Source organism: Pseudomonas sp. 5.2 (assembly GCF_059025405.1).
This window is the reverse complement of record NZ_JBYBHH010000016.1, coordinates 107,703-127,770: the sequence shown is the minus strand read 5'-3', so window position 1 is coordinate 127,770 and position 20,068 is coordinate 107,703. Positions and strand designations below refer to the sequence as shown.

Annotated in this window: 13 protein-coding genes and 2 tRNA genes; 9 read left to right on the top strand and 6 right to left on the bottom strand. The window is 64.2% G+C overall.

The genetic code is table 11. The annotated features are described in order from the left end of the window. Positions 1-50 precede the first annotated feature (50 nt). The 4 genes from AC5PZ0_RS22295 to AC5PZ0_RS22280 all read left to right on the top strand — a co-directional run bounded on the left by AC5PZ0_RS22295 (position 51) and on the right by AC5PZ0_RS22280 (position 3,991). Entirely contained in the window at positions 51-1,394 is a 1,344-nt protein-coding gene (locus AC5PZ0_RS22295; RefSeq protein ID WP_027595897.1) for an MFS transporter, read from the top strand. 128 nt (positions 1,395-1,522) lie between these two features. After that, positions 1,523-2,233, top strand: a complete 711-nt coding sequence (locus AC5PZ0_RS22290) for a fumarylacetoacetate hydrolase family protein (RefSeq protein WP_027595896.1) — start codon at positions 1,523-1,525, stop codon at positions 2,231-2,233. A gap of 17 nt (positions 2,234-2,250) precedes the next feature. Next, complete coding sequence (locus tag AC5PZ0_RS22285; RefSeq protein WP_085272779.1) at positions 2,251-3,015, top strand: SDR family oxidoreductase; 765 nt, start codon at positions 2,251-2,253, stop codon at positions 3,013-3,015. Positions 3,016-3,040: 25 nt separating this feature from the next. Next, a complete protein-coding gene (locus tag AC5PZ0_RS22280) occupies positions 3,041-3,991 on the top strand; it encodes a 2-hydroxyacid dehydrogenase (RefSeq protein ID WP_186676169.1) in 951 nt (316 codons plus the stop codon). Between the two features lie 113 nt (positions 3,992-4,104). Here the strand turns inward: AC5PZ0_RS22280 and nirD are convergent, their stop codons facing one another. The 3 genes from nirD to AC5PZ0_RS22265 all read right to left on the bottom strand — a co-directional run bounded on the left by nirD (position 4,105) and on the right by AC5PZ0_RS22265 (position 11,338). Then, a complete protein-coding gene (gene nirD, locus AC5PZ0_RS22275; RefSeq protein ID WP_099428528.1) occupies positions 4,105-4,467 on the bottom strand; it encodes a nitrite reductase small subunit NirD in 363 nt (120 codons plus the stop codon). Continuing rightward, on the bottom strand, positions 4,467-7,019 hold the full coding sequence (gene nirB, locus AC5PZ0_RS22270) for a nitrite reductase large subunit NirB (protein WP_099428527.1): 2,553 nt from the start codon (positions 7,017-7,019) through the stop codon (positions 4,467-4,469). Before nirB ends, nirD begins: the two co-directional genes overlap by 1 nt. A gap of 287 nt (positions 7,020-7,306) precedes the next feature. Beyond that, positions 7,307-11,338: a bifunctional nitrate reductase/sulfite reductase flavoprotein subunit alpha gene (locus AC5PZ0_RS22265; protein ID WP_493855748.1), complete on the bottom strand. Its 4,032-nt coding sequence runs from the start codon at positions 11,336-11,338 to the stop codon at positions 7,307-7,309. A gap of 290 nt (positions 11,339-11,628) precedes the next feature. Here AC5PZ0_RS22265 and map point away from each other — a divergent pair, with 290 nt between their 5' ends. Further along, complete coding sequence (gene map, locus AC5PZ0_RS22260) at positions 11,629-12,405, top strand: type I methionyl aminopeptidase (protein WP_155951454.1); 777 nt, start codon at positions 11,629-11,631, stop codon at positions 12,403-12,405. Between the two features lie 172 nt (positions 12,406-12,577). Here the strand turns inward: map and AC5PZ0_RS22255 are convergent. Both AC5PZ0_RS22255 and AC5PZ0_RS22250 read right to left on the bottom strand, forming a co-directional pair. Then, positions 12,578-12,654 (bottom strand) — tRNA-Asp (locus AC5PZ0_RS22255). A 13-nt stretch (positions 12,655-12,667) separates the two neighbouring features. Then, positions 12,668-12,743 (bottom strand) — tRNA-Val (locus tag AC5PZ0_RS22250). Between the two features lie 217 nt (positions 12,744-12,960). On the opposite strand from AC5PZ0_RS22250, the gene rdgC reads away from it, so the two are divergent. The 3 genes from rdgC (at position 12,961) to sugE (ending at position 15,549) form a co-directional block, all read left to right on the top strand. Next, positions 12,961-13,881, top strand: coding sequence for a recombination-associated protein RdgC (gene rdgC / locus AC5PZ0_RS22245; RefSeq protein WP_085272776.1), 921 nt, complete (start codon positions 12,961-12,963; stop codon positions 13,879-13,881). 165 nt (positions 13,882-14,046) lie between these two features. Further along, a complete protein-coding gene (locus AC5PZ0_RS22240) occupies positions 14,047-15,012 on the top strand; it encodes a bile acid:sodium symporter family protein (protein ID WP_027595888.1) in 966 nt (321 codons plus the stop codon). 219 nt (positions 15,013-15,231) lie between these two features. Beyond that, positions 15,232-15,549: a quaternary ammonium compound efflux SMR transporter SugE gene (gene sugE, locus AC5PZ0_RS22235; protein WP_019470182.1), complete on the top strand. Its 318-nt coding sequence runs from the start codon at positions 15,232-15,234 to the stop codon at positions 15,547-15,549. A 10-nt stretch (positions 15,550-15,559) separates the two neighbouring features. Here sugE and AC5PZ0_RS22230 read toward each other — a convergent pair whose 3' ends face one another. Then, positions 15,560-17,437, bottom strand: a complete 1,878-nt coding sequence (locus AC5PZ0_RS22230; protein ID WP_493855747.1) for a 1-acyl-sn-glycerol-3-phosphate acyltransferase — start codon at positions 17,435-17,437, stop codon at positions 15,560-15,562. Positions 17,438-17,690: 253 nt separating this feature from the next. Between AC5PZ0_RS22230 and bglX the strand changes: the two genes are divergently transcribed. Continuing rightward, positions 17,691-20,021: a beta-glucosidase BglX gene (bglX, locus tag AC5PZ0_RS22225; protein ID WP_493855746.1), complete on the top strand. Its 2,331-nt coding sequence runs from the start codon at positions 17,691-17,693 to the stop codon at positions 20,019-20,021. Positions 20,022-20,068 lie beyond the last annotated feature (47 nt).

Sequence of the window (20,068 nt, the reverse complement as noted above, 5' to 3'; positions counted from 1 at the left end):
AAAGGGACTGCAGCCCAACCTCTACCAACAACAACAAACGAGGTCGACTCATGTCGAGCACGCCTACTTCCCGCACTGCGGCGCCTGCGTTCGCAGTGGACGCGGTCGCATCGCAACGCCTACCCACCCGCCGTCGCTGGTTCATGCTCTCGCTGCTGCTGCTGGCGACCATCATCAACTACGTCGACCGGGTCAACATCTCCATCGCGGCGCCCTTCATGGCCAAGGACCTGGGCCTGGACAAAGTCGAGATGGGCTTGATCTTCTCCGCGTTCGCCTGGACCTACGCCCTGGCGTTGGTGCCAGCCGGCTTCATTGCCGACCGCTTCGGCTCGCGCCTGACCTACGGCGTCTCGCTGATCAGTTGGTCGGCTGTCACTGTCGCCCAGGGCCTGGCCAGCGGCTTCACCTCGCTGTTCGGCCTGCGCCTGGCCGTCGGTGCCATGGAGGCACCGGCCTTCCCCGCCAACAGCCGCGCTGTCACCGTGTGGTTCCCTGCCCGCGAACGGGGCATGGCCAGCAGCATCTACGTGTGCGGCCAGTACCTGGGCACAGCCTTGTTCACCGGGGCATTGCTGTGGCTGGCGACCACCTATGACTGGCGCCATGTGTTCTACAGCACCGGCCTGATTGGTATCGTCTTTGGCGTGGTGTGGTTGTTCCTGTACCGCGACCCGCTCAACTGCAAGAAGGTCAGCAAGGAAGAACTGGCCTACATCGAGGACGGCGGCGGGCTGGTCAGAAGCAGCCAGGAGCGCACCCGTTTCGACTGGCGCCAGGTCGCCGAACTGTTCCGCTACCGCCAGGTGTGGGCCATCTGCCTGGGCAAGTTCGCCAGCACCTCAGCGCTGTACTTCTTCCTCACCTGGTTCCCCACCTACCTGATCGAAGAGCGCCAGCTGACGCTGATCAAAGTCGGCATCTTCGCGGTGATGCCGTTCATTGGCGCCACGGTCGGCATCTTGCTGGCGGGGATCGTTTCCGACCTGCTGATCCGCCGGGGCTACTCGCTGTCCTTTGCACGCAAGCTGCCGCTGGTGGTGGGGTCGATGCTGGGCATGTCGATCGTGCTGGTCAACTTCACCGACTCCAACGTGCTGTGTATCGCCGTGCTGACGCTGGCGTTCTTTGCCCAGGGCATCGCCTCGTCGTCGTGGGCAGCGGTTTCGGAAGTGGCACCCAAGCAACTGATCGGGTTGACCGGCGGGGTCACCAGCCTGGCCGCGAACATTGGCGGCATCGTCACCCCGATCGTGATTGGCGCGATCGTGCAGGCCAGTGGCTCGTTCGCCTTGGCGTTCTGGTTTATCGGCGGGGTGGCGTTGATGGGCACCCTGTCCTACTCGCTGTTGCTCGGCAAGCTGTACCGGATCGAGCTCAAGACCGCGGCATAAGCAGGCGCGGTGAGTGCCGGAAGCACCACCGCAGATCCCCCGTTTTTATCCAAACCGTCCCTTTTATCGTCCAACTTTGCCCGCCAGCCGCTGGCTAGGCTGGCCACTCCAGCACAGAGGATTGACCCATGACTTACCTGTTCGACCCGCCAGCCATCGTCAGCCTGCCCATCCAAGGCAGCGACGCGCGCTTCCCGGTTGGCCGCGTGTTCTGCCTGGGCCGCAACTACCCCTGGCCACAGGCCACCGACCCAGCGCCCCGTGAGCCGGTCTTTTTCATGAAGCCGGCCAGCAACGTGGTCGAGGCACAGGGCGAACTGCCCTTCCCGCCGCAGACCGAAGAGTTTTGCCATGAAATCGAGTGGGTGGTGGCGATCAGCAAAGGCGGTGCCGACATCAGCCCAGAAAACGCTCTGGAGCACGTCTATGGCTTTGCCGCTGGCCTGGACCTGACCCTGCGTGATCGCCAGCGCCAGGCCAAAAGCGAAGGGCTGCCCTGGGAGGGTGCCAAGGTATTCGAAGCCTCGGCGCCGATGACTGCCCTGGTGCCGGCCAGCGAACTGGGCTGGCCACTGGACGCTGCGCTGTGGCTGAAAGTCAACGGCGAGGAGCGCCAGCGCGCCCGGCTGAGCCAGCAGACCTGGCCATTGGCCGAGGTCATCAGCCGCCTTTCCCGGCAACTGCCGTTGCGCCCCGGTGACCTGATCATGACCGGCAGCCCGCCTGGCGTGGCCCCGCTCAACCCTGGCGATGTGATCCATGCCGGCATCGACGGCATCGGCGAGTTGCAACTGCGCGTTGGCCCTCGTCCCGCACGCCACACCGCCCACGCCGCCTGAATTTCTGGAGCAAACAGATGAGCCAAACACACAACAAGAAAATCGCCTTGGTCACCGGTGCCGGCAGCGGCATTGGCCGCGCCGTCGCCCTGGGGCTGCTGGCTGATGGCTTCAGCCTGGTCCTCGCCGGCCGGCGTGCCGAACCCTTGCAGGCGTTGGCAGAACAGGCCCGTGCAGCCGGTGGCGAGGCCCTTGCGGTGCCCACCGATGTGCGCGACGAACAGAGCGTCGCCCAGCTGTTCGCCACCATCGAGGAGGTGCATGGCCGCCTCGACCTGATCTTCAATAATGCCGGGGTCAACGCGCCTGCCGTGCCCATTGACGAACTGCCGCTGGAGAACTGGCGCAATGTCATCGCCACCAATGTCGACGGCGTGTTCCTCTGCGCCCGTGCGGCCTTTGGCCTGATGCGCAGGCAGCAGCCGCAGGGCGGGCGAATCGTCAACAACGGTTCGATTTCGGCGCATACCCCACGCCCCTTCACTGCGCCCTACACCGCCAGCAAGCACGCGGTGCTGGGCCTGACCAAAGCCCTGGCCCTGGACGGCCGCCCCTACAACATCGTGTGCAGCCAGGTGGACATCGGCAACGCCCTGACCGAACTGTCCGAACGCATGACCCGCGGTGTGCGCCAGGCCAATGGCGAGATTGCCGCCGAGCCTATGCTCGACGTGCGCCATGTGGCGGATGCCGTGCGCTACATCGCCGCCCTGCCGTTGGACGCCAACGTGCTCAACATGACCGTGATGGCCAGCAACATGCCCTTCGTCGGCCGTGGCTGACACCTTGCCTTTTAAGGAGTGACCGATGAAACCTGAAGTCCTGCAACTGAGCCCGATCCTCATCCCAGAAGTCCGCGAGCGCCTGGAAGCGCTGTTCACCGTGCACCGGTACTACGAGCAAGCCGACAAGGACGCCTATGTCAGCGCGCATGGCAACACCATCCGCGCCGTGGTCACCGGCGGCCATACCGGTATCAGCCAAGCGCTGATGGCGCGCCTGCCCAAGCTGGAAGTGATCGCAGTGAATGGCGTTGGCACCGATGCCATCGACCTGGCCTATGCGCGTGATCGGGGTATCCAGGTGACTGCAACCCTCGGCGCGCTGACCGAGGATGTCGCCGACCTCGCGATCGGCTTGCTGATTGGCGTGTGCCGAGGGCTGTGCAGCGGTGACCGGTTCGTCCGCGCCGGCCACTGGGCCACCAGCGCCACACCGCTGGCGCCATTGCCGTTGGCGCGGCAGGTGTCGGGCATGCGTGTGGGTATCGTCGGCATGGGCCGCGTCGGCCGCGCGGTGGCCCAGCGGGCGGCGGCGTTTGGCTGCCCGATTCGCTACACCGACCTGCAGCCACAGGACGTGCCTTATGGCTTCGAGTCGAACTTGCAGCAATTGGCCAAAGACAGCGATGCGCTGATTCTGGCGGCGGCCGCCGACCAGGGCGAGGCGTTGGTGGGGCGCAAGGTGCTGCAGGCGCTTGGCCCAGACGGCTACCTGATCAATATCGCCCGTGGCAAGTTGGTGGACGAGCCCGCGTTGATCGCGGCACTTGAAGCGGGTGAGATCGCCGGGGCGGCGCTGGATGTGTTTGCCGATGAACCTCGGGTGCCCGAGGCGTTGTTCGAGCGCGAGGATGTGGTGCTGCAGCCGCACCGAGCCAGCGCCACCGTGCAGACCCGCACGCGCATGGGCGAAATGGTGGTGGCAAGCCTGGTGGATGTGTTTGCCGGGCGTACACCACAGGGGTTGGTTATCTAAGCGGCCTGTACCGGCCCCTTCGCGGGCAAGCCCGCTCCCACAGGGATAGTAGGAGCGGCGGTGCGGCGGTCCGACTTGCCCGCGAAAGGGCCGGTACAGTTGCACGATGCAGATCAGCCCACCGCCACTTCCACAGCCTCCCCGTTCAGCCGCACCGGCCACACCCGCAGCCGCTGCCCGGCATCTTCCAGGCATTCCCCGCTGTGCAGGCTGAAATGCTGTTTGTACAGCGGCGCCGCCACCACCAACTCACCCTGCAAGCTACCCACCAACCCACGGCCAATGATGTTGGCACCCGAGCGCGGGTCGCGGTTGTCCAGCGCATACAGTGGCTGTTCCTGACCCGGCAAGTAGAACAGCGCCACCTGGGCCCCCTCGTGCCACACCACCACGCCGGAGTCGGCTACCAGGTCGCGCGCTTGGCAGACTGTCTGCCAGTTCGTCTGGTGGGCTACAGCAGTATTGGACAGGTTCATCAGACAGCCTCCTCGGCAGTGGGGATCAGGTGCAGCGGTGCCGCTGGGCGGCGCTGATCGCGTTCGCGGACGAAGTGCACGTCCGGGTCGGCGCGGTGGTCGTTGACGAAGGTGCGGAAGCGCTTGAGCTTCTCCGGGTCGTTGAGGGCATTGGCCCATTCGCATTCATAGTGGTCGACCACATGCTGCATCTGCGCCTCAAGCTCGGCGGCCAGGCCCAGGCTGTCGTCGAGGATCACCTGCTTGAGGTAGTCCAGCCCGCCCTCCAGGCTTTCGCGCCAGACCGAGGTGCGCTGCAGTTTGTCGGCAGTGCGGATGTAGAACATCAGCACACGGTCGATCAGGCGCACCAGGGTCTCGTCGTCCAGGTCGGTGGCAAACAGCTCGGCGTGGCGCGGGCGCATGCCGCCGTTGCCGCACACGTACAGGTTCCAGCCCTTGTCGGTGGCGATCACGCCGATGTCCTTGCTCTGCGCCTCGGCGCACTCGCGGGTGCAGCCAGACACCGCGAACTTGAGCTTGTGCGGGCTGCGCAGGCCCTTGTAGCGGTCTTCCAGGCGCAGGGCCATGGCGACGCTGTCCTGCACACCGTAACGGCACCAGGTGCTGCCCACGCACGACTTCACCGTGCGGGTCGACTTGCCGTAGGCATGGCCCGTCTCGAAACCGGCTTCGATCAACTCGCCCCAGATCAGCGGCAACTCGTGCAGCTGAGCGCCGAACAGGTCGATGCGTTGGCCACCGGTGATCTTGGTGTAGAGGTCGTACTTTTTTGCCACCTGGCCGATCACGATCAGCTTGTCCGGGGTGATTTCGCCACCAGGGATGCGCGGCACCACCGAATAGGTGCCGTTTTTCTGCATGTTGGCCATGAAGGTGTCGTTGGTGTCCTGCAGCGGCACCAGCGCCGGGTCCATGATCGGCTGGTTCCAGCACGAGGCGAGGATATTGCCCACCGCCGGCTTGCAGATATCGCAACCGACATGGCCTTTGCCATGACGCGCGAGCAGGTCATTGAAGGTGCGGATGCCGCCAACCCGCACCAGCCCGTAAAGCTCCTGGCGGGTGTAGGCAAAGTGTTCGCACAGGCTTTTGTCGACGGTCACGCCGCGGGCGGTCAGTTCGTGCTCGAACACCTGCTTGAGCAGGGCCGCACAGCCGCCGCAACCGCTGGCCGCTTTGGTGCACCCCTTGACCGCAGCGAGGTCGCTGCAGCCGCTGTCGATAGCGGCGCAGACTGCGCCCTTGCTGACGTTGTGGCACGAGCAAATGGTTGCGCTGTCGGGCAGCGCATCGGCGCCCAAGGCCGGCGCGCCGCCTGTTTGCGGCAAAATCAGGGCGGCCGGGTCGGCAGGCAGGGCGATGCCGTTTTGCGCGTACTGCAGCAGGGTATCGTAGTAGCTGTTGTCACCGACCAGCACCGCGCCGAGCACATGCTTGCCACTGGCATCCACCACCAGCCGGCGATAGGCCGCATTGGCTTCGTCGATGAAGCGGTAGCTGCGTGAGCCCGGCGTAGCGCCATGGGCATCGCCGATCGAGCCGACATCCACGCCCAGCAGCTTGAGCTTGGTCGACATGTCGGCGCCGGTGAACGGCACCGCTTCATCGCCCACCAGCAGCGCCGCCAGGTTGCGCGCCATGCTGTAGCCCGGCGCGACCAAGCCGAACACGCTGCCATTCCATGAAGCGCACTCGCCGATGGCGAAGATGCGGGCGTCATGGGTGCGGCAGTGATTGTCGATCACCACCCCGCCACGGGCGGCAATCTCCAGCCCGCACGCGCGGCCCAGGGCATCTTGCGGGCGGATACCGGCAGAGAACACGATCAGGTCGGTTTCCAGGTGCTCGCCGCCGTCGAAGTTCATGCGGTAGCGATACGCCTCACCGGCGCTGATCGACTGGGTGGCGCGGGACAGGTGCACGCCCACGCCCAAGGCCTCGATCTGCGCCTTGAGCGCCGCGCCGCCCTCGCCGTCCAACTGCACCGGCATCAGCCGAGGGGCGAACTCCACCACATGGGCTTCCAGGCCGAGCGACTTCAGCGCATTGGCGGCTTCAAGGCCCAACAAGCCCCCGCCGACCACCACCCCTCGGCGGGCACCCTGGGCGGCGGCGCGGATGGCGTCGAGGTCGTCGAGAGTGCGGTAGACCAGGCGGGCATTGCCGCTGGAGCCTTCGATCGGGGGTACGAAGGGGTATGAGCCGGTGGCCAGGATCAACTGGTCGTAGCCATAGCGGCCTTCGGCGGTGACCACTTCGCAGCGCGCGCGGTCGATCTCCAGCACAGGCTCGCCCAGGTGCAGGTGCACGCCTTGGCGGGTATAGAAGCCTTGCTCGCACAGGGCCAGGGTTTCGGCACAGCTGCCGCCGAAGTACTCGGACAGGTGCACACGGTCGTAGGCACGTTGGCGTTCTTCGCCGAACACCCGCACCTCGAACCGCTCCAAGGCGCCCCGCTCGATCAGTTGCTCGACGCAGTGGTGGCCGACCATGCCGTTGCCGACAATGACCAGTTTCTCGCGTTGTCCGCCGTTCGCTGTTGCCTTCATAGCCGATCCTCGATCAAAAAAAAACGCCTGGAGCCGAAGCTCCAGGCGCCTTTGCCTGTACTCATCAGGGTGTGCCCCTGGTTGATCGCCGTTGATCAGTGGGGCGTGTTGTGAAGCTGATAAAGCAGGGAGTGTGCCAAATACTGCCCTGTGGGCCTCTTCGCAGCACAAGGCTGCTCCTACAGGGAGTGTGCAGAACCGGTAGGAGCAGCCTTGTGCTGCGAAGAGGCCGGTACAGGCACCCCAAACCGCACAGCCAAGGTGCACCCCTCCCCATCCCGGTGCACTCAATACACATCGCGCCGATAGCGCTTGGCCTTGCTCAATGCCTCTACATACGCATCCGCCGCAGCCTCGCTCATACCGCCATGCTGCGCGACGATCGCGCGCAAGGCGCTGTCCACATCCTTGGCCATGCGCAGGGCATCGCCGCACACATAGAAGAACGCGCCCGCCTCCAGCCACCGCCAGAGGTCAGCGCCCTGCTCGTGCATGCGCTGCTGCACATAGATTTTCTCGGGCTGGTCGCGCGAGAAAGCGGTATCCAGGCGCACATGGCCGGTCGCCTGCCAAGCTTGCAACTGCGCCTGGTAATAGAAGTCACTGGCCGCAGACTGCTCACCGAAAAACAGCCAGTTCTGCCCACTGGCCCCACGCGCTTCGCGTTCTTCCAGAAACGCCCGAAACGGCGCGATACCCGTGCCTGGGCCGACCATGATCACCGGCACATTGTCGTCCTCAGGCAGGCGAAAATGCTTCGATGCCTGCGGGAAGATCGCCACCTTGATGCCTTGCGCACGGTCGGCCAGAAAGGTCGAGCAGGCCCCTTTGCGCTGCCCGTAACGCACCGTCGAGACCGCCAGGTGAACTTGGCCGGGGTGCGCCAACGGGCTGGAACTGATCGAGTACAAGCGCGGCTGCAACGGCTTGAGCAGGTCAAGCCAGGTGGCCAATGGCAGGTCTTGCGGGAACTCGCGCAGTACGTCCGCCAACTGTCGCCCCCACAACCAGCTCTGCAGCTCGGCCTTGTGCTCAGGCTGAATCAGCCGGCGCAGGTCCGCCGCCGTCTGGCTGAACACCTGCAACTGCGCAGGGGTGACCTTGGCGATTTCCAGGTGGGCTTGCATGGCAACGGCCAACGGCAGCGCAGGCTGGCCTTTGATCTCAACCAGAGCCTGGCCATCGAGGCGCATCAGTGCCAGCAACTCCTCGACCAACGCCGGGCAATTGCGCGGCCATACGCCCAAGGCATCGCCCGGCTGGTAGGTTAACGTGCTGCCCGACAGATCGAACACCAGTTGGCGAGTCTCCTTGCTGGCACCTGGGGCGTTAAGCACGCGGTTTTCCAGCAAGGTGGCCGACCAGGGTTGCTGCTTGCTGTAGCCCTCCACGGGCGCGGGTTCGCTGCTCGCCTGGGGCGCGGCGGCGCTGCCCAACTGTGATGACAAGGCGTCGAGCCAGGTGGCGAATGCCTCATCGAAGTCCGGCTCGCAGTCCACCCGTGGCAACAACCGCCGCCCGCCCAGCTCGGCCAGGCGCTGATCGAGCTTGCGGCCAAACCCGCAAAACTGGTCGTAACTGGAGTCACCCAAGGCCAACACGGCGTAAGGCACGTCGGCACAATGGGCGCCCTCCTCGCCTTGCAGGGCTTGCCAGAACGCCGTCGCACTGTCGGGCGCATCGCCATCGCCAAACGTACTGGCGATCAGTACGACACTGGCCGCGCCGTGCAACTGCTGCGGGCTGACCGCTGCCATGCAACTGAGCTGCACCGCGAGGCCGGCGCCACGCAGGCGTTCGGCACAGCGTTCGGCCAGTGCCTCACCGTTACCGGTTTGCGAGGCCCACAGCACCTGATGCTGGGGCGCCGCAAGCGCCGGGCTGGGCAGTTCCGAAGGCTGGGCGAACAACCCCGCCAAGAGCCCATCGACGAACAGCCGCCGGCTTGCCGCCAGCGGCGCACTGGCCGGCAGGCTGGGCACCCCCTCAGCGCGCGCCTGGTCCAGGCCGAGCAAAAAGCCCTGCAAGTAATGACGCTCCTCCTCGGCCAGCACCGGGGCTGGCAGGGTGTCCAGGCCAAGCAGACGGGACAGGGTGGCGGTCGGCATGCGGGCAGGCTCCGGGATGGCAGTGGCGGCGCTCAGGTCAACGGCGTCGATACGTTCGCCGGCAACCCGCTGCAGGGCCACGGCGCAGTGTTTGAAGGCCGGCTGCAGCGACAGCGGGTCGACGGCATCGCAGGTCACGGCATTGATCGCCAGCTGCTCGCCCATCACATCGTTCCAGTGGAAGGGGGCGAAACAGTTGCCCGGCATGACCCGATCACTGACCCGTGCCGGCAACAGCGCCTGCCCCCGCCGCGAGCGGATGGCCACCTGGTCCTTGTCGCGAATACCCAGGCGCGCGGCATCGTCAGGGTGCAGCTCGACAAAGGGGCCGGGCTCGAGTTTGTTCAGCGCAGGCACCTTGCCGGTCTTGGTCAGGGTGTGCCATTGGTGCTGCACGCGGCCGGTGTTGAGCACCATTGGGTAGTCCGCGTCGGGCAGCTCGGGCGCAGGCAGCCAAGGGCGGGCGAAGAAGCGCGCTTTGCCACTGGCCGTCGGAAACGCCAGCGCCGGGCGCTTGCCCTGGGCGTCGAGCAACAGCGGCTGGCTGCTGCCGTCGTTCTGGTAACGCAGCGGGCTGCGCGGGGCCTCATGGCCTGGCGCGCAGGGCCACTGGCGCGGCTGCGCGCGCAGGTCGGTGTAGCCGATACCGCGCAGGTCGTAGCCGGTTGCCGGGTTGTGGAAACGGCGAATTTCTTCGTACACCGCTTCGGCATCGGGGTAGTCGAAGGCTTCGGCATAGCCCATGGCGCAGGCGATGCGGGCGATGATCTGCCAGTCGGGCAGGCTTTGGCCTGGGGGTGCCACGGCGCGGGGCATCAAGGTCAGGTTGCGTTCACTGTTGATCATCACGCCCTCGCCTTCGGCCCACAGCGCGGCCGGCAACAGGATGTCGGCGTAGCGGTTGGTCTCGGTGTCGAGAAACGCATCCTGGGTGATCACCAGTTCAGCCTGGCGCAGGCCGTCGATCACTTGCTGGCGGTTGGCGACGCTGGCCACCGGGTTGCTGCAGATGATCCAGCACGCCTTGACCTCGCCGCGCTTCATCTGCTCGAACAGCGCCACGGTGCCCTCGCCGCCTTCGCTGCGCAGGCTGCCTGGGGCCAGCTGCCACTGGTTTTCGACGAAGGCGCGGTCGGCCGCCACCAACGCCGATCGCTGCCCCGGCAGGCCCGGCCCCATGTAGCCCATCTCGCGGCCGCCCATGGCATTCGGTTGCCCGGTGAGGGAGAACGGCCCGCTGCCAGGGCGGCAAATGGCGCCGGTGGCCAGGTGCAGGTTGCAGATCGCGTTGCTGTGCCAGGTGCCATGGATGCTCTGGTTAAGGCCCATGGTCCAGCAGCTCATCCAGTCCTTGGCACCGCCGAGCCATTCGGCGGCGGTGCGGATGTCGGCTTCGCTCAGGCCGGTGATGGCGGCGACGCGGGCAGGGCTGTAGTCCTCCAGGAATGCAGGCAGGTCTTCCCAGCCCTCGGTGTGACGGGCGATGAAGTCAGCGTTTGTGTGGCCGTTCTGGTGCAGCAGGTGCAGCAAGCCATTGAGCAGGGCCATGTCGGTGCCCGGGCGTACCTGCAAGAACAGGTCGGCCTTGTCTGCGGTGGCCGTGCGCCGGGGGTCGACGACGATCAGCCTGGCGCCGGCTTTCAGCCGGTCGAGCAGGCGCAGGAACAGGATCGGGTGACAGTCGGCCATGTTGGCGCCGATCACCAGAAACACCTCCGCGTGCTCGAAGTCCTGGTAGCTGCCGGGCGGGCCATCGGCGCCCAATGACAGCTTGTAGCCGCTGCCAGCGCTGGCCATGCACAGCCGTGAATTGGACTCGATATGGCGGGTGCGGATAAAACCCTTGGCCAGTTTGTTGGCCAGGTACTGCGCCTCTAGCGACATCTGCCCCGACACATACAAGGCCACGGCATCGGGGCCGTGCTGGTCGATAATGCCGCGCAGGCGCTCGGCGGCCTGGGCGATGGCCTGGTCCAGGCCTGTGCGCGCCGGTTGCTGGCTGCGCTGCTGGCGCAGGTAGGCGTCTTCCATGCGCCCGGCCGCGCTCAGCGGTACGTGCGCGGTCAGGCCCTTGGTGCACAGGCGGCCAAAATTGCTGGGGTGCTGCTTGTCGCCGCTGATCTTGCTGACTTTGCCATCGGCCACGCTCATGACAATGCCGCAGCCGACGCCGCAATACGGGCAGACACTGCGTACTTCGCTGCTGCTCATGGGCCGGTCTCCTGGTAAAAACACAAAAGGCGCCGGCTGCCCCGGCTTGCATGGCAAGCGGGGCAACACGGCGCCTTTGTCGTGAAAATGTGCGGGCAATCGGCATTGATTGCCCTGGGTAGAGGCAAGCCAGCAATTACCGGGCCAGCTGTACTGGCCTTATCGCGGGCAAGCCCGCTCCTACAGGGCCTGCGCTATCAGGGCCGGTTTGGCGCACCATGCGGTGGCATCTCGCAGGCTGGCAGCGCTATGCTGGGGCACATTTCAGCCAGAGTTACTGCCCTCTCCCCATGTCCCAGGTGATCCTCAAAACCCCCGCCCAACTCGACGTGATGCGCAACGCCGGCCAGCTACTGGCCCAGGTATTTGCAGAGCTCGACCGCTTCATACGCCCTGGCGTAACCACGATGCAGATCAACGACCTTGCCGAGGCGTTCATCGTCGACAGCCTGAAGGCACGCCCGGCGAGCAAGGGCCAGTATGGGTTCCCCTACGCGCTCAATACGTCAGTGGACCATGTGGTCTGCCACGGCATGCCAAAGGCTGATGAAGTGCTGAAGGAAGGGTCGATCATCAATGTCGACATCACCCTCGAACAAGGCGGCTATATCGCCGATTCGTCGAAGATGTATTGCCTTGGCGTGATCAGCGATGAGGCCCGGCGATTGGTCGACACCACCTATGACGCGCTATGGAAAGGCATCGAGCAAGTGCGCCCGGGGGCGACGCTGGGTGACATTGGCCATGCTATCCAGGCCCATGCCGAAGCAGCGGGCTACAGCGTGGTGCGCGAATATTGTGGGCATGGCATTGGCCAGCAGATGCATGAAAAGCCGGAGGTGCTGCATTACGGGCAGCGCGGCATGGGCATGGCGCTCAAGCCTGGCATGGTGTTTACCATCGAGCCGATGATCAACCAGGGCGGGCGTGGGACACGGACGTTGAAGGACGGGTGGACGGTGATCACCCGCGACCATACGCTTTCTGCGCAGTGGGAACATACGGTGGCGGTGACTGAGGCGGGGGTTGAGGTGCTGACGTTGCGGGAGGAAGAACGCAAGCGTTGATACCGCAGCGCGGCACAGACCCTGTGGGAGCGGGTTCACCCGCTCCCACAGGCCCCTGCTAACTGAATACGATAGGCTTGGCGCAGCAAAATTCAGCACAAACAAAAAAAGCGACCCTAAGGTCGCTTTTTCTGTAACTTCCGGGTGTTCAGTGGGCCCTGGAAGTTGAATATGGCGCAGCGGACGGGACTCGAACCCGCGACCCCCGGCGTGACAGGCCGGTATTCTAACCGACTGAACTACCGCTGCGCTATACATCGAGTGGTGGGTGATGACGGGATCGAACCGCCGACCCTCTGCTTGTAAGGCAGATGCTCTCCCGGCTGAGCTAATCACCCTTTCGTCTCGGTGTGGCGCGCATTCTACGGATGAGCCCCCACCCTGGCAAGCACTTTTTTCGACTTTTTTAAAAATTTTTTCGAAGCCTTTCAAAGACCTAGCAACGCTGGGCTTTTCTTCCTTTATATAAGGGTGCTGGCCCTCTGACAGGGTTGGACGGGAACCACCGCTCGGAGAATAATGCCCGCCTTATGCATTAAGGAGAGATTGCCCCTCATGTGGTTCAAGAACCTGCTGACCTACCGCCTGACCCAGGATGTTCCATTCGAAGCCGAAGCACTGGAAACCGCCCTGGCCAGCAAGCCGGCCCGTCCCTGCGCCAGCCAGGAGCTGACCACCTATGGCTTCGTCGCGCCATTCGGCAAGGGCGAAGACGCTCCCCTGGTGCACGTCAGCGGCGAGTTCCTGCTGATCGCCGCGCGCAAGGAAGAACGTATCCTCCCAAGCAGCGTGGTGAATGACGCCGTCAAGGAGAAGGTCGAAGAGATCGAGACCGAGCAGATGCGCAAGGTCTATAAAAAGGAACGCGACCAGATCAAGGACGAGATCATCCAGGCCTTCCTGCCGCGCGCCTTCATTCGTCGCTCGATGATCTTCGCCGCCATCGCCCCGCGCCTGGGCGTGATCCTGGTCAACTCGGCCAGCGCCAAGCGTGCCGAAGACCTGCTGTCGACCCTGCGTGAAGTGATGGGCTCGCTGCCGGTACGCCCCGCTACCGTGAAGATCGCGCCAGCGGCCACCATGACCGACTGGGTCAAGTCGCAGCAAGCGGCCGAAGGCTTCTATGTACTGGACGAGTGCGAGCTGCGCGACACCGCCGAAGACGGTGGCATCGTGCGCTGCAAGCGCCAGGACTTGACCAGCGAAGAAATCCAGCTGCACCTGAGCACCGGCAAGGTGGTCACCCAGCTGGCCCTGGCCTGGCAGGACAAACTGTCGTTCGTGCTCGACGACAAGATGGTCATCAAGCGCCTGAAGTTCGAGGAACTGCTGCAAGAGCAGGCCGAACAGGATGGCGGTGATGAGGCCCAGCAGCAGTTCGATGCCAGCTTCCTGCTGATGATGATGACCTTTACCGAATTCCTCCCGGTGCTGTTCGAGGCCTTGGGTGGGGAGGAGATTCCGCAAGGGGTCTAACCTTCATGATTTGCCGGTGCTGGCCTGATCGTTAATCATTGACCAGTACCGGCCCTTTCGCGGGCGAGCCCGCTGCCACAGGTGCTTGCTCACCCAGTGGCAGCGGGCTTGCCCGTGTAAGGGCCCTGGAAACTCACCTCTTTATATAAGTACAAGGACTTTCCCATGCGCGCCCTCGCCGCCCTCAGCCGCTTCGTCGGCAACACCTTCGCCCTCTGGGTGTTGGTGTTCGCCGTGCTGGCCTTCCTGCAACCGCAGTGGTTCATCGCCTTGAAAGTGGCCATCGTGCCGCTGCTGGGGCTGGTGATGTTCGGCATGGGCCTGACCCTCAAGCTCGACGACTTCGCTGCCCTCGCCCGCCAACCCTGGCGCGTGATGCTGGGGGTGGTGGCGCATTTCGTGATCATGCCGGGTATGGCCTGGCTGCTCTGCCAGCTGTTCCACTTGCCCGCCGAGATCGCCGTCGGGGTGATTCTGGTCGGCTGCTGCCCAAGCGGCACCGCCTCGAACGTGATGGTCTGGCTGTCCAAGGGCGACCTGGCGCTGGCGGTGGCGATCGCCGCGGTCACCACCCTGCTCGCCCCGCTGCTGACCCCAGCGCTGATCTGGTTCCTGGCCTCGGCCTGGCTGCCGGTCTCGTTCATGGACATGTTCTGGTCGATCCTGCAGCTGGTCATGCTGCCGATCGTGCTCGGCGTGCTGGCCCAGCGCCTGTTGGGCGCTCGGGTGCAGGCCGCCGTGCAGGTGTTGCCGCTGGTGTCGGTGGTGAGCATCGTCATGATCGTCTGCGCGGTGGTGGCGGCCAGCCAGGCGAAGATTGCCGAGTCGGGGCTGCTGATCATGGCGGTGGTGATGCTGCACAACAGCTTTGGCTATTTGCTGGGGTACCTGACCGGCAAGCTGTGCAAGTTGCCGCTGGCCCAACGCAAATCGCTGGCGCTGGAGGTGGGCATGCAGAACTCCGGGCTGGGGGCGGCACTGGCGGCGGCGCACTTCTCGCCATTGGCCGCGGTGCCGAGTGCGTTGTTCAGCGTTTGGCACAATATTTCCGGGGCGTTGCTGTCGACCTGGTTCCGGCGCCTGGAAGCGCCTTCGTCAGCCGTTGAGAATGGCGAGCCAGCCAGGGATTGATGCTGCCTGGCCTGGCCTCTTCGCGGGCAAGCCCGCTCCCACAGGTACCCCACATTCCCTGAGAGCTGTGGAGTACTTGTGGGACCTGAAGAGGCCGGCACAGGCTTGCCCAGCATTCAGAAAATGTGCACCCTATTGCCCACTGTGAGGACGACCTCACGACGCACCGCGTGACCATTCCGGGGACGGCCCCATCCTTCACAACGATGGAGACACAGCATGTCCTGGATCATTCTTTTCTTCGCCGGCCTGTTCGAGGTCGGCTGGGCCGTCGGCCTGAAATACACCGACGGTTTCAGCAAGCCAATCCCCACCGTACTCACCGTCGGCGCCATGGTCATCAGCCTCGGCCTGCTGGGCCTGGCCATGAAGGAGCTGCCGCTGGGCACCGCCTATGCCATCTGGACCGGCGTCGGCGCTGTGGGCACGGTAATCGCCGGGATCATCCTGTTTGGCGAATCCATGGCCTTGGTGCGGCTGGTCAGTGTGGCGCTGATCGTCTGTGGCCTGATCGGCCTGAAAGTCAGCGCCAGCTGACCCGCGCGCGCTAACGCAGGTCGCCTCGCAAGCGGCTGACCTGCTCACGCAACGCATCCGGCTGCGCCGCCTCCACCGGGATGGCGGCGCCAGCCACGATGGTCACCCGCGACCACAAGCGCTTGAAAAACCCCTTGCCCGGGTCTCGGCTGAAGAAGCTGCCCCACAGCCCCTGCAACGCCAAGGGAATCACCGGCACCGGGGTTTCGCTGAGAATGCGGTTGACCCCGCCTTTGAACACATCGATCTCGCCATCACCGGTCAACTTGCCCTCTGGGAAGATACACACCAAGTCACCCGCCGCCAGGTACTCGGCAATACGCGCGAAGGCACGTTCGTAAATGGCCTCGTCCTCACCGCGCCCGGCAATCGGGATGGCACCTGCGGTGCGGAACACGAAGTTGAGCACCGGCAGGTTGTAGATCTTGTAGTACATGACAAAGCGGATCGGCCGGCGGATCGCACCGCCGAGCAGCAGCGCGTCAACGAACGAAACGTGATTGCACACCAGCAGTGCCGCCCCTTCATCAGGGATGCGCTCCAGGTCGCGGTGCTCCACGCGGTACATCGAGTGGCTGAGCAGCCAGATCAGGAAGCGCATGGTGAACTCGGGCACGATCCTGAAGATGTAGGCGTTGACCGCGATGTTGAGCAACGACACCACCAGGAACAACTGCGGGATGGTCAGTTCGGCCAGCCCCAGCAGGACGATGGTGAGGATTGCCGAAACCACCATGAACAACGCATTGAGGATGTTGTTGGCGGCGATCACCCGGGCCCGCTGACCTTCGGCCGTGCGCGCCTGGATCAAGGCATACAGCGGCACGATATAAAAGCCGCCGAACACCCCGAGCCCGACGATCGACACCAGGATCCACCAGGCCTGGCTCATGCCCAGCAGCGCCAGCCAGTCGTGCGGCAGCGCCGCCGCCGGCACATCGCCGGAATGCCACCACCAGAGCAGGCCGAACAGGGTCAGGCCGAACGAGCCGAACGGCACCAGGCCGATTTCCACCTTGCGCCCGCTCAGCCGCTCGCACAGCAGCGAGCCGAGGGCGATGCCCACCGAGAACAGGGTCAGCACCAGGGTCACTACAGTGCCGTCGCCATGCAGCCAGTCCTTGGCGTACGCCGGGATCTGGGTCAGGTAGATGGCGCCGACGAACCAGAACCACGAGTTGCCGACGATCGAGCGCGACACCGCAGGCGTCTGCCCCAGGCCCATGCGCAGGATCGCCCAGGACTGCGTGAAGATGTTCCAGTCCAGGCGCATCTGCGGCGACACCGCCGCGGCGCGCGGGATCCAGCGGCTGGCCAGGTAGCCCAGCACCGCGGTGCCCACCACGCCCCCGGCCACCACCGTGGCATAGCTGGCCGACGACATCATCACCCCGGCGCCGATGGTGCCGGCGAGGATCGCCAAAAAGGTGCCCATTTCGACCAGCCCGTTACCGCCCACCAGCTCTTCTTCACGCAGGGCCTGGGGCAGGATCGAATACTTCACCGGCCCGAACAGCGCCGAATGGGTACCCATGCCGAACAACGCCACCAGCATCAACGCAAGGTGATTGGTGATAAAGCCCAAGGCGCCGATGGCCATGATGCCGATCTCGGCCAGCTTGATCGCACGGATCAGCGCATCCTTGGCGAACTTCTCGCCAAACTGCCCACCCAGCGCCGAAAACAGGAAGAACGGCAGGATGAACAGCAACGCGCAGAGGTTGACCCAGATCGAACGGTCACCGTCCCCCAGGCTGAGCTTGAACAGGATCGCCAGGATCAGCGATTGCTTGAACAGGTTGTCGTTGAACGCACCCAGCGACTGGGTGATGAAGAACGGCAGGAAGCGCCGCTTGCCGAGCAAGGTGAATTGCGAGGTGTGACTCATCGTCCTTGTTCCTGAATTGGGCCACCGACGGCTGTTGTTCTATCTAGAGCCCGAATGAAAGGCGTTGGCGTCAAGGCCAGACGAGCTCCATTCCAGCGCAGTATGGGCGACTGCGGACAGTTATCGTACAGAACCTGGGATGCGTGCAAAGCATTGGAAGCCACATTACCACTGTCAACTGACAGTTCTGTCAGTAGCCGCTCAACCCCGCGCCTGCCACCCTGAGGCCGTGTGAGCTAAGAGAACGCCAAGGATGGAGTGCGGTGCATTCAAGCAACCTGCCCGGCGCAGCACGTCGCTGCTTACCTTGGGGCTGACCTTGCTGCTTCATACAGCCAATGTCTCTGCTACGGGCGGCTCGCCCTCCATGGGGAAGGAACAGTTCCTTGCGGCCCTGCTGGAGCAGATGAGCCTGCCCGAAAAGGTCGGCCAGCTACGCATGAAGCATTCCCCAGGCACCCCACCCTCCCAATATGCGCTCGATACCGTGGCCAAGGGCGCGGTAGGCGCACTGTTTACCGAGCCGGGGGTTACCCGCGAGCAGCTGCGTGCTTATCAAGATGCGGCCGTGCAGCGTGGCCGCCTGGGCATACCGGTGTTCTTCGCAGGCGATGTGGTACACGGCCACCGCACGGTATTTCCGATCGGCCTGGGCCAAGCGTCGAGCTGGGACTTGCAAGCGATCGGCAGCGCCGCTCGGATCGCGGCCATTGAAGCCAGCGCCAATGGCCTGGACATGACATTTGCACCCATGGTCGATTTAAGCCGCGACCCTCGCTGGGGCAGGATGTCTGAAGGTTTCGGTGAAGATCCGTACCTGGTCTCGCGTATCGCCGAGCGGGTGACACAGCAGTTGCAAGGCCCGACGCTTGGCGCGGCTGACAGCATCATGGCCTGCGTAAAACATTTCGCTGCCTACGGCGCAGTCGAAGGTGGGCGCGACTACAACACAACCAACGTCAGCACTCATCAGCTGTTTCAGGATTACCTGCCCCCTTATCAGGCAGCCCTGGAGGCGGGTGCGGGCGCAGTCATGACGGCGTTGACCACACTCAATGGTGTGCCCGCCACAGCCAATCGATGGCTGCTGCGAGACATCCTGCGCCAGCAATGGCGCTATCGGGGGCTGGTGATCAGTGATCACAGCGCCGTGCAAGAACTGGTCGCGCACGGGACTGCCGCCGGTGGCGAAGATGCCGCCCAGGCCGCTTTGGTCGCGGGCACTCAGATGAGCATGAATGATCGTTATTTCGAGCAAGCGCTGGCGCAGCTTATCGAACAGGGCGCAGTTCCTGTCAGCCTGCTCGACGAGGCCGTACACCAAGTCCTGGCCACCAAATATGACCTGGGGCTATTCCACGACCCCTATCGCAGGTTGGGCCACGTCCAGCACGGCACGCAGCCTTCACACGACCCAAAGCCGCTTCATCGCGCTCAAGCCAGGGAGGTGGCCCGACGCTCTCTGGTCCTGTTGAAAAATCAGAATGGGCTGTTGCCGCTCGTCAAACGGGGTACCGTCGCGGTGATAGGGCCCCTGGCCGACAACCCGGTCGATATCCTTGGCAGCTGGCACGCCAGCGGCCAACCTGGCCAGGCCATCAGCCTTTACCAAGGGCTCAAGGCGGCGGTCGGTGACGATGCCAAGCTGCTCTACGCGGTGGGAGCCAACATCAGCGATAAGCGCGATGACTTTCTACTGCTCGCCGACAAAACGGCGAACTTCGACCCGCGTCCACCCCTGGCCTTGCTTGCCGAAGCGGTAGCCATCGCCCAACAGGCCGACGTCATCGTGGTGGCGTTGGGCGAAGCGCGGGGCATGTCCCATGAAGGCGCCAGCAAAACCGACCTGAACCTGCCCACTCAACAACGTGAATTGCTGCGAGCGCTGAAACGTACGGGCAAACCTTTGGTGCTGGTATTGATGAATGGCCGACCGCTGACGATCGTCGAGGAGAGCCAATGGGCAGACGCCGTGCTGGAGACGTGGTTCAGCGGTACGGAAGGCGGCAATGCCATTGCCGATGTGCTGTTCGGTGACTACAACCCTTCCGGGAAGCTGCCTGTCACCTTCCCGCGCAGCGTCGGCCAGATCCCGCTGTACTACGCACAGTTGAATACCGGGCGCCCCTTCGACCCGCAGCAGCCTTCTGCCTATCGATCACATTACTTCGATACCGATAACACACCGCTCTATCCTTTTGGATACGGCCTGAGCTATACCCACTTCAGCCTCTCACCGCTGACCCTGTCCACCCATCGCCTGCGACCTGGGCACTTTATGCAGGTAAGCGTGACACTCAAGAATGAAGGGCAACGCACGGGCGAAACGACCGTGCAACTGTACCTTCGCGATCGCGTCGCCTCCGTGAGCCGTCCGCTCAAAGAGCTCAAGGGCTTCCAGAAGGTGCTGTTGGAGCCCGGGGAGTCACGCCAGCTTGTCTTCGACATCGATACCTCCATGCTCGCCTTCTACAACCAGCACCTGCAGCGGGTGACAGAGCCAGGTACATTCGATGTGATGATCGGGCTGGACTCGCAAGATTTACAGAAGGCCGCCTTCGAACTCGATGGCACCCCACCCTGATCCTCACTGCAGCGGCTCTTCGCGCCGCTGAACGACCTGCCGACTGG